This window comes from Brunnivagina elsteri CCALA 953, assembly GCF_002289455.1.
GTDB classification, from domain to species: Bacteria; Cyanobacteriota; Cyanobacteriia; order Cyanobacteriales; family Nostocaceae; genus Brunnivagina; species Brunnivagina elsteri.
Map to the genome: position 1 here is coordinate 1 of NZ_NTFS01000163.1, position 13,856 is coordinate 13,856.

At 40.5% G+C, this 13,856-nt stretch carries 13 protein-coding genes; 4 read left to right on the forward strand and 9 right to left on the reverse strand.

Going from position 1 to position 13,856, the window contains the following annotated elements:
- Positions 1-159 precede the first annotated feature (159 nt).
- The 3 genes from CK510_RS15290 to CK510_RS15300 form a co-directional block, all read right to left on the reverse strand.
- A complete protein-coding gene (locus CK510_RS15290; protein WP_211293202.1) occupies positions 160-1,101 on the reverse strand; it encodes a glycosyltransferase family 2 protein in 942 nt (313 codons plus the stop codon).
- A 259-nt stretch (positions 1,102-1,360) separates the two neighbouring features.
- Positions 1,361-2,293, reverse strand: a complete 933-nt coding sequence (locus CK510_RS15295) for a glycosyltransferase family 2 protein (RefSeq protein ID WP_095722522.1) — start codon at positions 2,291-2,293, stop codon at positions 1,361-1,363.
- 195 nt (positions 2,294-2,488) lie between these two features.
- The gene (locus tag CK510_RS15300; RefSeq protein ID WP_095722523.1) at positions 2,489-3,349 is read right to left on the reverse strand and encodes a hypothetical protein; all 861 of its coding nucleotides are present in this window, start codon (positions 3,347-3,349) and stop codon (positions 2,489-2,491) included.
- Between the two features lie 221 nt (positions 3,350-3,570).
- Between CK510_RS15300 and cobU the strand changes: the two genes are divergently transcribed.
- Both cobU and CK510_RS15310 read left to right on the forward strand, forming a co-directional pair.
- Positions 3,571-4,113: a bifunctional adenosylcobinamide kinase/adenosylcobinamide-phosphate guanylyltransferase gene (cobU, locus tag CK510_RS15305; protein WP_095722524.1), complete on the forward strand. Its 543-nt coding sequence runs from the start codon at positions 3,571-3,573 to the stop codon at positions 4,111-4,113.
- A 779-nt stretch (positions 4,114-4,892) separates the two neighbouring features.
- The gene (locus CK510_RS15310) at positions 4,893-5,708 is read left to right on the forward strand and encodes an exosortase-dependent surface protein XDP2 (RefSeq protein ID WP_095722525.1); all 816 of its coding nucleotides are present in this window, start codon (positions 4,893-4,895) and stop codon (positions 5,706-5,708) included.
- Positions 5,709-5,806: 98 nt separating this feature from the next.
- Here the strand turns inward: CK510_RS15310 and CK510_RS15315 are convergent, their stop codons facing one another.
- Together CK510_RS15315 and CK510_RS34280 are read right to left on the reverse strand one after the other, a co-directional pair.
- A complete protein-coding gene (locus CK510_RS15315) occupies positions 5,807-5,992 on the reverse strand; it encodes a CHAT domain-containing protein (protein ID WP_281257034.1) in 186 nt (61 codons plus the stop codon).
- Complete coding sequence (locus tag CK510_RS34280) at positions 5,956-6,147, reverse strand: CHAT domain-containing protein (protein WP_342745964.1); 192 nt, start codon at positions 6,145-6,147, stop codon at positions 5,956-5,958. The genes CK510_RS15315 and CK510_RS34280 overlap by 37 nt, the downstream gene beginning before the upstream one ends.
- A gap of 281 nt (positions 6,148-6,428) precedes the next feature.
- On the opposite strand from CK510_RS34280, the gene CK510_RS15320 reads away from it, so the two are divergent.
- Positions 6,429-7,388 carry a ribonuclease Z gene (locus tag CK510_RS15320; protein WP_095722526.1) on the forward strand — a complete coding sequence of 320 codons (960 nt, stop codon included), beginning with the start codon at positions 6,429-6,431 and terminating at the stop codon, positions 7,386-7,388.
- 171 nt (positions 7,389-7,559) lie between these two features.
- Here the strand turns inward: CK510_RS15320 and CK510_RS15325 are convergent, their stop codons facing one another.
- Positions 7,560-7,928: a pentapeptide repeat-containing protein gene (locus tag CK510_RS15325; RefSeq protein ID WP_095722531.1), complete on the reverse strand. Its 369-nt coding sequence runs from the start codon at positions 7,926-7,928 to the stop codon at positions 7,560-7,562.
- A 359-nt stretch (positions 7,929-8,287) separates the two neighbouring features.
- Here CK510_RS15325 and CK510_RS15330 point away from each other — a divergent pair, with 359 nt between their 5' ends.
- The gene (locus tag CK510_RS15330; protein WP_095722527.1) at positions 8,288-9,454 is read left to right on the forward strand and encodes a SpoIID/LytB domain-containing protein; all 1,167 of its coding nucleotides are present in this window, start codon (positions 8,288-8,290) and stop codon (positions 9,452-9,454) included.
- A 293-nt stretch (positions 9,455-9,747) separates the two neighbouring features.
- Here CK510_RS15330 and CK510_RS15335 read toward each other — a convergent pair whose 3' ends face one another.
- The 3 genes from CK510_RS15335 to CK510_RS15345 form a co-directional block, all read right to left on the reverse strand.
- On the reverse strand, positions 9,748-11,028 hold the full coding sequence (locus tag CK510_RS15335) for a hypothetical protein (protein ID WP_095722528.1): 1,281 nt from the start codon (positions 11,026-11,028) through the stop codon (positions 9,748-9,750).
- Between the two features lie 70 nt (positions 11,029-11,098).
- The gene (locus CK510_RS15340) at positions 11,099-13,210 is read right to left on the reverse strand and encodes a pentapeptide repeat-containing protein (protein WP_095722529.1); all 2,112 of its coding nucleotides are present in this window, start codon (positions 13,208-13,210) and stop codon (positions 11,099-11,101) included.
- Positions 13,211-13,352: 142 nt separating this feature from the next.
- The gene (locus CK510_RS15345; RefSeq protein ID WP_095722530.1) at positions 13,353-13,568 is read right to left on the reverse strand and encodes a hypothetical protein; all 216 of its coding nucleotides are present in this window, start codon (positions 13,566-13,568) and stop codon (positions 13,353-13,355) included.
- Between the last annotated feature and the right edge of the window lie 288 nt (positions 13,569-13,856).

Sequence of the window (13,856 nt, forward strand, 5' to 3'; positions counted from 1 at the left end):
CTCCATACCTCCCCTTACCTTACGCACTTCGCGTTCCCGAAGGGTAGGGGAGGTGCCACAGGCGGTGGGGGTATTTTTTGCCTATTCATATTAAAATGGTAATAAGATTCCCAACTTCTTGTAGTAGAAAAGTCAGGAATATTGTTATTTGGGAAAAAACTAGACTCCTGTTTGGCTAGCTTCTTGCTTAAAGGTTGATTGCGTCTTTTCCGTCTTCTTAGCAGTATTTAATTGCCCATTACAACTGCGTAATTCGTACAATTTAACACCGATTTGATATTCGTATTGGCTCAATAAGCGTCCATAAGTATATCCAGCTTTACCATCCAAAAACCCACGTTGAAGAATGTAAAACAAAATAAAGCGCAAGAGTGGTTTAAATGGTAATCTTACCCAAATTTTCTTCAAAAAGCGTTTGCGTTGAACTGCATCACCAAATAAACTGGCACCAATAGTAGCATTTTTATCTTGACCAGTGAGGATGTTGTAATAAACGCGGGCTTCCCAGTTGGAATAACGGTTATGGCGTTCTAACCAATGGAACATGTCGCGAAAATCCTCATGGAGCATGTCATATTTGAGGTAGCCAACTTTACCAGGTAAAATCACATGTTCGTGAACTTCGTTATCACCTGTATTGCGGATATCTTCAGTATTTAGATTTTCGTAACGACCAACTTTGTGCTTGAATAAACGCAAGTTCCAATCGGGATATTTGCCACCGTGACGAATCCATTTACCCAAGAAAAATACACGACGATTGAGGTAATAACCTTCGTGTTCCGGATTCTCAATAGCTTTGGCGATTTCATCCCAAAGTTCGGGAGTAATCCGTTCATCGCAGTCAACAATTAATATCCATTCATTTCGGAATGGTAAATTTTCTAATGACCAATTTTTCTTTTTGGGCCAGCGTCCATTAAAGTTAAATTGGACGAGGTTTGCACCGTAGTTTTGGACGATTTCTGCACTTTTATCAGTACTTTGCGAATCGACTACAAATACTTCATCTGCACGTTGGACGCTAGCTAGACAAGCAGGTAAATTCGCTTCTTCATTTTTGGCTGGAATGATAACGGAAACAGGTATTTTGTTAGACATCATTTATTAATTGTTAGGTGTTAATAGTTAATGGGTAGGTGTTATTGTATTGGCTAATGATTATTAGTAAATTGTTAATTATTAGTTGTTCACAGGCTTTGTTACAATACTATCCATTTAAGGCTTGAATATTCTTTTTTTTACCGCCAAGGAGGCAGAGTACGCCTTAGACGCGGAGCGGCTACCTTTGGAAGTCACTTCGTGCCTACCCGAAGGGTAGGAAGAGAAGAAAAAATACTTAAATGAATTCCAATTCCCATTAACTATTCTTTTTTGTAAATAGAAGACCCTGAATAACTGCGTTTAAATAACCAATCTGACCGTAAGCATATACTAAATTGTCAAAGCTGATGGCTGGATCGGATATATATTGCAATGATTTATATAATCCGCGCACCAACCGTTCACCACCACGCTGTAACTGCCCAATGCCTGCCCTTCCTGCTACTTGTTCACGATAGCACTCACTGATTCCTTGCCACCAACCGCGACTGAAAAACCAACTGCGGTGTAGTCGTTCGGGTGATACATTATGCGCTACCAATGCTTCAGGAATATACGCAACTTGCCATCCTCGCGATAGAGCGATTTCGGTCATTTGCAATTCTTCATTTGATAATAAATTTTTGCCTATCCGACCAAGATTTGTGTCAAATCCACCAATTTCTTCCAAGAAGCTGCGACGAATCGCATAATTTAAACCTCTGGGAGTTAAACCGGGGTTTTTGATGTATACAAGACTACTACCTAAATCGTATGCACCTAAATTTGATGACAAACTAGGGGTTAACCACCGAGGTGCTTGGATACCTTCGGGATATAGAAGAGTGACTTTGCCACCTGCGATCGCTAACTTAGAATTAGCCTCAAATGCCGAGTGCAGAGTTTGCAACCAAAATGTACTGGCTTCGGCATCGTCGTCTAAATATGCAAATATTTTACCACTTGCGGCTTTTGCACCAGTATTGCGGGCAACTGAAAGACCGAGAACTGGTTCAAAAATGTACTTGAGACGAGAATCACCAAGTCGTTGTTCCACGACTTCTCGAGTGCGATCGCTCGACCCATTATCTACTACTACTACTTCAAAACCAACTTTGCTTTGTTGTGCAAGCAGGCTATCAATAGCAGCACCTAAATAGTTATCTCGGTTGTGAGTGCAGATAATGGCAGAAATTAGCGTATCTGACATAGGGAATTTGGGATTTTGTTGGTTGTTGGTTATTGGCGATTGCGGGGTTAAAATTGATGCTTCTTAACAAAGCACCAAGCAATGACCGTTAACTATTAGCCATTAACTATCAACATTTTACCGACTCTGGAGCTAATCTATACCAAAAAGTACTTGCATACCAACCGAGTATTCGCGGAAAAAATCTTTAAATCTTTAAGCTTTATGGAGATTTTGCTGAGATTGGAGATGTGCGTGCAGCATTATCAGTGTTTCTGACAATTGTGCCAGATGGGTTTCTAATTCTTGTTTACGGGTTAAATATATCCGTAATTTCTGATATCGTGCGATCGCCATACTTACACTTGCTACCTGTTCTGGAGGACAAGGACGATTCCAGGCTTTTCCCGCAGCATCTAAACCGCATAAACGATAGCCTGTGCGTAATATCTCTTTCGAGCTAGCATCTTTGAGGACATTTTTAGACCCATTTTGAGCCTGGGTAGCACAAATTTCCTCTACATAGTTCATTAATTGCTCAACTTCGGCATTACGTAGGGTTGCAGTTCCAGTTGTAGGTGTTTCTATTGGTGTTTCTTTTGCTGGTTCTGGGGGTTGAGACTCTAACCAACCGTTGACAATTGGACCTTCGAGATAAATATCTTGGATTTGCCGGACGATTGTTTGCAGTTCGACTTGCCATGCGGTGACAATTTGTTGAATCTCGATTAGCAAATTACTAGCTAGTGCGGGATTGGCAACGTTACGATGGCTGGTAAAATTGGGAATTTTAAACTTGGGCAAATTCGGTGTTTTACCCTCGCTATCATCAGCCTTAAATGCCTGCACTGATTCGTGTTTAGTTAATATATCTGCTTGCGTATTTTCTTGAGTATCCGAGTCAGAGACTACCTGAGGAGACTCTGTATCTGAATTCGGATTCTTTGCTTCACTAGGATTAGTATAAATTTGGAAAGATAGAGGTGCTTTACTAAAACCTTGCGACTCCGCAGGTGTAATGTTGCGGTTGTCTAAATTCTGTAGAGTTGCCTCAATACGTCTAATACCTGGTTTCATAGATTTATCCACAAAGTTTGCTGTGCCTAATAGTGTTCAATAACGCAGAAATCAAATAAAATTTCACTGGAAGAAGAAATAAAGACTGACAGATACTGCTGCTAATTTTACCTATTTCTGTTTATATATTTAAAATTATTTCGGGGTAGAATTTCTATCCGTACAGCAAAAAAAATTATAAATTGTCACTCTCTTGAATTCAACATACTAGGTACACCGCTTTGGGTAAAGTCATATTAATTACTGGTCCAGCACGTTCTGGCAAAAGCGAATGGGCAGAAAAGCTAGCCTCGCAGTCTAACAAAAGCGTTGTGTATATGGCAACCGCACTGCTAGACCCCACAGACCAAGAATGGCAAAAACGTATCCAGCAACATCAACAGCGTCGTCCACAAAATTGGATAACGATGGAAGTTCCCACAGCTTTGTCAAAAACGCTAGCGAATGTCAAACCTGATACTTGTGTTTTAGTGGATTCTCTGGGTACTTGGGTTGCGAATTTTCTCGAACAAGAAGATACGGATTGGGAGAAAACAGTACAAGACTTTTTGGATACAGTGGAATTAGTTGCAGCCGATTTGATATTTGTCGCCGAAGAAACAGGTTGGGGAGTTGTACCAGCTTATCCGATTGGTAGAAAATTTCGCGATCGCCTGGGTACGTTAGTCAGAAAATTAGCTGTCATCTCCCAAGCTGTCTATTTAGTTACAGTAGGACATGCCCTGAATTTAACCACCCTGGGAACACCTTTAGAGGGAAATTAGACCCGATGGGTCATCTGTATAGTAACCGTTCACGGGGGTAACGAGAGAATAAGGGTTACAGGCAAATTATTCTGATGATTTAGCCTCTTTGCCTCCAACTCAAGGGCTTGGTAGTGCCTCAAACCTAGGCTGTTGACTTTGTGGGTTTTTAGGCGATTTTGCGGAAAATTATCCGTGTTATTTTTTGTTCGTGGGAAAACGCCTGTTCCAGGCGTTTTCCCACAAAAGTAGTAAACACATTTGATGTTCTGGTGGAACGTCTTTACTATTTGTTTGACAGTATTTTCCTAGACTCATCCTTCCACAGCTTCAACTTTGCCCAGCTAATGTAAAGCAATAATCAAGCATTTTCATCATCAATTACTAGCGAGACTAGATTTCATAACCATTACCTAAGTACATGTAATTTCTTCATCTGCGATCACTCATGAATTTTAAATTTCATTCAATATACGGATATTATGTCAATACTTATAGTATCGCATTATACTCCTGACTAATCTATTTTGCCGAGAGAAAAATCAGTATAAATCACATTATTAATGTATTTGAAGTATCGCACAATAGATTCATCCAGGGACGGAAAGCTTTGTTACACACAACTTAGTTTAACAGCACCCTAATATAAGTTGAAAATCAGTCGTCAAGTTGATTTTTAGATAACTCTAAATGTTCATTAACATTTAAAACATAATTTAACATATTTAGCTTTTAAAGCTTGTTACCAGAGCCGGGTGTATCAACTAATAAACATCACATTAAAACAACAAAAAGTGCAAATGAAACTTACAAATTTAATTGCTTCCATCAGTTTAGTAATTGGTTCGGTTGTTGTGGCTTCTAACTCTGCTCAAGCAGCAAGTTTTACATCCAATGTAAACCAAAAAACAGATGCAAAAGCTGATATTCTCTTGCAGTCTATTACCCAAAACGGCACAACATTTAAAGATTTTACTTACGTATCAGAAGTAAAAGCATTGATAAATACCGCTAGAACAGCAACGAATGCAAATAGTGGTGCTGCAAGTACAGATAGAGGTGATAATGCAACTTCTCCTGTTAGTGCTTCTGAAGACCCCAATAGAGATGACTTAGAAAAGTTTCTGGGTAACAACAATTTGAATAATATTGTTGACACTGAAGATAGCGGTACTTTTAAGATGGATTTAATTTTTAAGAACGCTATTTTTGGTAATTCCCAAGGAACTGATAGTTTATTCTTCTGGGAGAGAGGAATGAACAGTGACTTATTAATTCAAGGTTTTGACCAAACAGGAAAGCTAATCGGAAATTCCCTCAAATTATTACGGGGAGAACAAAGCAGTGCTGGCTTTAAAATCGACACAACAGAAATTGGTAGTGCCCAAGATGTAGGTAATTGGGGAGTTAGTCTGCAACAATTAGGTGTAACCTCATTGAGTGGGATTAGAGTTATTTCTGAAGGTAAAGCTTTTAACGGTCCTGACTTCAAATTGATTGCGAGAACAGGGGAATCTAAATCTGTACCTGAACCTGGAATGGTTCTTAGTGTTGGAGCTTTAGCTGGTGTTGCTTTTTTACGTCGTCGTCAATCAAACCAAAGCTCTGCGATTTAATTCATAGTCTTGAGTTATTTGTTAACTATTTGTTAATTTAGCGGGACAGAAAATTCTGTCCCGCTAAATTTGTGTTTGTGGCTTTTTATATTACCTAATCAAAGCCAATTCCCAACTAAAATATAAGGTGCCCAATAAAAAGGATGAGTGTATTTACCTCCAAGAGACATCAGTTCCTGTTGTGCTTTTTGTAACGCTTGGGCTTTACTCATGCCATTTTGATGCCAGTGTTTGTAAAAGCGGGATATTAATTTTGCCGTACCTGCGATCGCTCTATTGACCAAAGTGAAGCGATCGCACTTTTAACTCCTGCTTGAACTGCAATTCCTGCGAATCCTAAAGCTGCGCGATCGCTTTCTATGGCACTTTGACATGCTGTTAATGTGAGTAACTCAACTTTTTGCTGGTCATTTGTAGCTTTACTGATTAAGTTTTGGATATCGGGATTTGAACAAGCAAGCTGCTTAGAAGCTTGCGATACAAAGGTTTATGTCTCGGCATACTTAGCAATATTCAATTAGGATTACTATATCTAGTGAGATAGCACTTAAAGCTCTAATAACTTTTGCCCAGACACTTCTCTCTGTATATTTACCGTCTCCACAATGATTTAATCCCAGTAACACAAAATATTCCTCCCAACAACCGAACTCTCCCCTTTCCGTGCCACTATAGAAAGAAGAAAGCGATATTGAGTAAACAAAAGGCAAATATAAGGCTGTGCAGATAACATTTCTAGGGACAAGTTCCGGTGTACCGACGCGATCGCGCAATGTTTCGAGTGTTGCCCTCAGATTACCTCAAAGGGCTGAATTGTGGTTGTTTGACTGCGGTGAAGGTACACAGCATCAAATACTGAAAAGCGAACTCAAAGTCAGCCAACTATCCCGGATTTTTATCACACACATGCATGGCGACCACATTTTTGGTTTAATGGGTTTGCTAGCAAGTTGCGGCTTGGCAGGGAATGTTGACCGAGTTGATATCTACGGACCACCAGGATTAAACGACTACCTCCAAGCTTGCTCTCGCTATTCCCACACCCATTTTTCTTACCCAGTTAAAGTACATGCAGTAAAACCTGGTGTGATTTACGAAGACGACGAATTTAGCGTCACTTGTAATCAATTACACCACCGCATCCCAGCATTTGGCTACCGCATTGCCGAAAAAGACCGAGTTGGACGTTTTGATGTCGAAAAAGCCAAAGCAATGGAAATACCTCCTGGTCGGATTTATGGACAATTGAAACGCGGTGAAACTGTCACCCTCAGCGACGGAAGGGTGATTCATGGTAACGAACTCTGCGGACCAACGGAAATTGGACGTAAAATAGCTTACTGTACTGATACTATCTATTGCGATACTGCTGTGGAATTAGCCCAGGATGCAGATGTTCTCATCCACGAAGCCACCTTTGCACACCAAGATTCGGAAATGGCATTTCAAAGGCTGCATTCGACAACGACAATGGCAGCACAAACAGCCCTAACAGCAGGGGCACGTCGTCTCATCATGACCCACTTTAGCCCTCGTTACGCCCCAGGGAACGTAGTCGAACTCAAAGATTTACTTCGAGAAGCCCGTGCAATTTTCCCCAAAACCGAAATGGCACATGATTTTATGAATTATGAAGTTCCACGACGACGAGAAAAAGAATTGATTTTGGCAAAAAATTAAAAAAACTTGAAGAAGAAGTCAGAATTGAGGAATCAGAACCAATCTCCTATCGCTAGGGGACTTCCAGAAAATAAAATGTTCCAACTTAGGGACTATCAATCACTAATAATATTAAGGGCGGGGAGACCCTGCCCCTACATTTTATCTCCTGAATTTTGAAATTCTTTCTTGTTAGAAAGCTTGCAGATTGTGACTTTTAGGGTCAAAATCTCGCGAAAATTTGGTGTTTATATCATAGATTGCATCTGTCAAATTTGCACCATACAGCTTAGTATAGTGAAGTCGCGCCCCTCGTAGATTTGCTTGCGTCAGATTCGCTCCACTCAAATTTGCCCTTGTCAAATTTGCCCGTGCCAAATTCGTATTACTCAAATTAGCTCCCCACAATCTCGCTTTGGCAAAATTAGCTCCTGTTAAATCTGCTCCCCAAAGATTAATTCCCGGTAGGTAAGCACCAATTAACTTAGTTCTACTTAAATCAACTGCTGAAAAATTACGTTCTCCAGCAGCATAACGTTCGAGCAATTCCTCAGCATCCATAAATTTTGGATTTTGGATTTTGGATTTTGGATTTTGGATTTTGGATTTTGGATTTTGGATGGCACCCAATGATAGTCTTGCGTGGCGCTACAAATACTAATCTACTGTTGGATAATATTGTCGTAGTGTCACCCACCATACAAGAATTGTACGCTAATAAATCCTCATCTCTAAATAAAATGACAACAGTTAAGATTTCTTTTTCTTGATTTTCCTTTGCACTTGAGTATCCTACAAGTTGCAAAATCTCAGTATTTATAACTATATTAGTGAAATTGTTGATTAAAATAAAGCAACATATACGGGAAACTACTAATCTTGAAAACGTCAGATATATAAGGTGAATCTAAACTATCAGCATGAAAATCCAACCTTTAAAAACTTTTCGCTTTTCCCCACTCAAATCGCAACTTAAGATGCGATATTGGTGGCTTGGTATTCTATTATGGATGGCAATGCTGGCTCCTGCTAGTGCATCGGTCATATTGCGTGTTGCGATCGCACGGGATGTTAACCAAGTTAAAGTCGGTAGCTCAACGGCTGCCGCATTGAAAGACGGTAGTGGTAGAACTTTGGGACAATTACCTGCCATGAGTGCCTACTATGCCCAACCCGTACCTGGTGGTGGAGTCGCTTTAGATAAATGGCGATCGGGTTTATTTTGGATTGAACCAACAGGCAAGGGGTTTGTGTATATTGGCGATAAATGGTATCGAGGTCGCACCCTGGTTGTACCCACGAATAAGGGTTTGACGGCTGTTAACTGGGTTGATTTAGAGGAATATCTTTACAGCGTCATTGGTGGCGAAATGGATACACGCTGGCCCCAAGAAGCACTGAAAGCCCAAGCAATCGCAGCTCGAACTTATGCCATTTACAAGCGGGAAAGACAACGTAATGACCCCCTTTTTGATGTGGGTGATAGTCCAGACAGATGGCAAATTTACAAAGGTGTATCGAGCGAATCTCCTACTACTTACGATGCAGTCGATAAAACTGCGGGACAGGTTTTAACTTACAAAAACCGGATTATTCTCTCTGTTTTCCATGCTTGTTCGGGTGGACATACGGAAAACGTCGAGGATGTTTGGGGAGGAAATGAAGGCAGGGAATATTTGCGGGCTGTTCCCGATTTTGACCAGAATATCCCGGAATGTTCGTGGCAGCGTACTTTCTCGGTAGCAGAAATCAGCAAGCGTTTTCCTGAAGTCGGTAAGGTGAAGACGATGAAGGTACAAACAGCATCGGCATTTGGCAGCGTTAGAGCTTTGGAAATTACTGGTGATAAAGGTACAAAGGTGTTACGTGGTGAAGATGTGCGTACTGCTTTAAAGTTGAGAAGTACACGTTTTAATGTTAGCAGTGCCCCCGATGGTAGTTTTTTAATGCAAGGCAAGGGTTATGGTCATGGTGTGGGAATGAGTCAGTGGGGAGCTTATAGTTTGGCTCTGCAACGGGCAAATCATCTACAAATTTTGGCGTATTATTTCCGAGGTGTCTCCCTGTCTCCAATTCAGGCAAAATAAAAGTTAGGAATTAGGAATTATACTAAAAACCCTTAAAAGCTGGACTTTATTAGTTCTCAAAGGCTGATATTTTTAAGCCTCTCCCCTTGGCAAGGGGAGAGGTTTGGAGAGGGGTTCTATATTATTCCATATTAGTCAAGTCTTAACCCGTTATAGAAAAGAACTTAGGGACTTCCAGAAAATAAAATACTCAAATCATATACTTACCAACACTATCACGCGAAGGGTGGGGAGACCCCACCCCTACAATAATTATGGAGAATTTATTTTTTGGTGTTCCCTTACACTCCTAACTATTCTTCAAGCCGTTTAACTTCCTGTTCCAGTAAATCATCTTCGGTGGAATAGGCGAGATTTTCTGTACCAATATATTTTTCAGATGCAAATTGGTTGGCAAAGGAGATTTTCTTTTGTAAATCTTCGTCTGCATTGGTTAATGTTTTGGTACGGGAAATACGATCGCGGTTTCTCTCTGCTACTTTTGTATTTCGCCATTGTATCCAGAAGTAGCGTACTAAGGGTATAACTAAGAATCCCACACCGTAAGCTAATAACAACCAGTAAATACCCTGGACAAATCCCACCAACCCACCTAATTGGGCAGCTACAGCACCACCACGTAACAAACTACCAAGAACTAAAGCACCGATGAGATTTGCTGCACCTAAACCCGCACTCAACATAACTTGCCCAGAACTGGCAGCACTAAATCGCCAAGAAAATTCTTCCAGGTAACTTGCGATCGCATGACGGCGTTTTTTGACTGCACTAACTTGTAATTCTGGGAAATAATAGACAAGTTGTCCTTCTGGACTCACTTCAGGCTGTCCATTAAACCGCGTCAGCACAGGCAGCATATAATCTTCGTATTCCTGCTGGTACTTTTCACCAATATCATCTAAATAGGGCGAAATTTGCTCGGCTACAACAGCACCACGACTACCACTAATTAACGTACCAATCTCTTGCCAGCGACGTTCTTCTAAATTGGCATTGGGATTACCATCACCAAATAGAAACGAGAATATAGCTTCAAAAAAATTGAGTTCGCTTTTTTCCCTGGGTTGTTTGCGATGCCCTTGGCGACCATCTCCGATGGTATCGCGATCGCGTCTATTGTAATCGGGGCTAAAATACCAAAATAAATCGGGGAAAAAGAAAAATCCCCCACCACCCCAACTACCACCATTATCGTTGTCATTATCGCGATCGCCATTCATCGCGGCAATAATTAGGAAAATTGCGATCGTAATTAGGGCAATCGAAGCTATTAATAAGGCTCCAAAGGAAATGCGAATCAGGTAAAATAAAACACCCCAGATTTTTTTACCCCATTCCTGGAGCTTGATTTTAAAATACTTGTCGCGCAAAATATCGCGAAAATTATTCGGAAACAAGTATACAATATCACCTGTATCGGCAACCTGTAAGTGTCCCCCAGCATCCGATGCCAGGGCTAACAAACTTTGATTAGCCTCTAATACATTTAAACCAGCTTGGGTTGCTACGTCACCAACAGTAACGCGATAGCCAAGCTGTTCAACCGCCTGCATAATAGTGGGATTGGGAGCCATGCCTACGCTCTCCTGTTAAAAAAGTCTTCCTATATCAAGTATAAAGTTTGATTTCTGAATCTCCCGGATATTATCGCTTGGTTTTCTGCCAATCATCCAATGCACCAACAACGAAACTTGCTGCGGGATGGTTGAGAAACTGGGTAAAAGCTTGGACACTACCAGCTTTTAAAGCACTCGATAACCTTGTGGCTAAATCAGGGTTGGAATCGATATACTCAATTGCTCTTGTGGCAATTTCCATTTTCCCCGTAGTCGTGTCACTGGGATAGGATTTATCCAATTGTTCGAGTAAATTTTGAATTTCTGCCGCAGCTTCCGCAAGACTTTGTTTCTGCTGAGAGTTATTGTGATAATCCCCTTCAACGTATGTACCTTGGTCATTTACATTGGTTTCTCGGTAATCACGACCAGTATTAATATGGCGATTATTTCCAGAATTATTCATGTTGTTATTCTCCTGATTTTGATTTGGTGAATTTTGGATATGAATTTGACTTGCCTGTTTCCCTTCCAAAAGTCCCGCTAACATGCGAATCACCGCACCTCGTTCGGCAAGGATTGCTTGTAAAACTGCTGGGGGTAATGCTTGGAGTTCGTCGAGATTAGCAAAATAATCGGCATGGAGAGCAGCAGCATCGTTAATACCATTAGCTTCCGCTTTGATGTGTAATCGATCGCGATTTTTTCCTTTTTTATCGACTCCAACAATTTCTAAATCGGCTTCGGGATGGGCTTCTTTGAGTTTTTGGAATGCGATCGCAACCAAACGCGGATCGACGGGTTTATTGTGGAATAAATTCAGGGTTTGCTTTAAGGGAGCGATAAAATCGGCAAAATCCCCATCGCCAAAATTTTTGTTCCAATCGCTCGGTTCCCGTTGGCGATTTTCATCAAGTTGTTCCTGTGGGGGTAAGGGCAAAAAAGCCGGACGTTTTTCGGGAGGAAGACGCATAAAAACAAAGTCGCAGCGTACACCATCGAGTTTGGTGTCGGTTGTCAAACCCCAATCTTCAATAAACGCTCCCGTCAGAGTTGCACCAGTTAAATCAGTTCCATCAAGTTGGGTTTGGACTAATTTCGCACGGGATAAATCGGTATCTTGTAAATTTGCCTCGCTCAAATCGGCAGCAATAAAGCTGAAATCTTGTAAATTGGTGTTTTGTAAATTGATACCTCGTAAATTCATGCGATCGCAATTTTTATTTATGCTTTGATTTGATTTTTTAGTATTTTTAGTATCGACAATGCCGACAAGCAATTTTTGTAAATCCAGATTTTTTAAATAACTGTTCCCTGGACGGGCTAAATCTAATTTTTTCGTATCTCGAAAGCAGGTGCGGATTAGTTTTGCTTGGCGGAAGTCGGTATTTTTGAGGGTTGCACCAGTAAAATTCGCATCGGTGAGGTTTGCACCCCGAAAACTTGTACCACCAGTAGCAGCGAAAGCAACGGCAATGTTGCGGATGGGAGCTTGTTTGGGGTTGCCTTTAATTGCTTGCCAAGCGATATATGCGCTGAATAAATTAACTAGAAGAGTGATGATAATAAAGATAGATAAATGTGTAATAAAGATGTTTTTCGCGATTAAAAAAGAAGAAATTAGAGACAAAGAATAACAAGTTATAATACTGATAAGCTCTACTCCGGCAATTACTCCAATTCCCACAATAAATCCTGTTAAATTGAATGTAATTAAAAAAAGTGTAGTTATTAAAATAGCGAACGCAAAAGTTAAAAATAGAACATCAATAGATGTTGTAGATATAACAGTATAACCAACTAAAGATAGGGTAATTATTCCTGTAATTATCAAGCTTCCGAAACTAAATGCTATTCCTTGGCGAATTGTCACAATAGTAAAAAGAAATCCCATTGATAATTGAAAATATACAAAAAATCGCTCCCTGGGAGAAGCAGTAGTTACTAACAACACTAAAGTATACTTAGAAGCCCATAAATATCCAGATAATCCAACCAGCAACAACACAGCTATCATCAACCCAAACACCCAACGCTTTTGCAACCCAGCTTTCGCGTTACTAAAATTCGCTCCCGTCAGGTTAGCATTGGTAAAATTTGCGCCTCGAATATCCGCACCGCTAAAATCAGCACCAGTCAAGTCTTTACCTTTAAAATTCCAGCCTCGAAAGTTTTTATTGTTGGGAATATCCTGCGGCATAGCTGTAAAAATACTGTTGCAAACTTATTTTTTATACAGTAACTTTACAGCCTTTTCCCGAAAAATACATTCAGCAGAACCCCGACTTTTGGCAAAAGTCGGGGTTCTAGCTGCTTGAGAGATTCTAGGAAACGTAGAAAACTCACTCATCATCATCGAACAACAATTCTTTGAAACCCGCATCAGTCGGTAAATCGCCATCCAATAAATCAGCCAACAAAAACGTGCGATCGCACTCCCCATTAATCTGTGATTTAATATACTCTACCTTTGGAATCTTCCCTGCCCGTAACCCCGCATACTCCAAATAGCTAGAAAATTCCCATTCCTCTGGTTGCCGTACCAAACCAGCTTTCACCGGATTGAAATGAATATAGTGTAAAAGATGGAATAAATAGTTTGCATCAGCAACATGAATACTATTAAATCGTCCCTGAAATATTACCCCGCAACGCTTAAAGCGCTTATTTATCGCTTTTGTATAAGAGCATGTTTGAAAAGTCGGATAAGGTATAAATTGTCATTCTGAGTGGAGTCTTACGGAACGAAGAATCTGGAGTTTAGCCCACATACTGAGATGCTTCGTTCCTCAGCATGACATGAAAGGAGACTTTTCAAACAACCTCTAAGCAGGCGAAAGTAATTT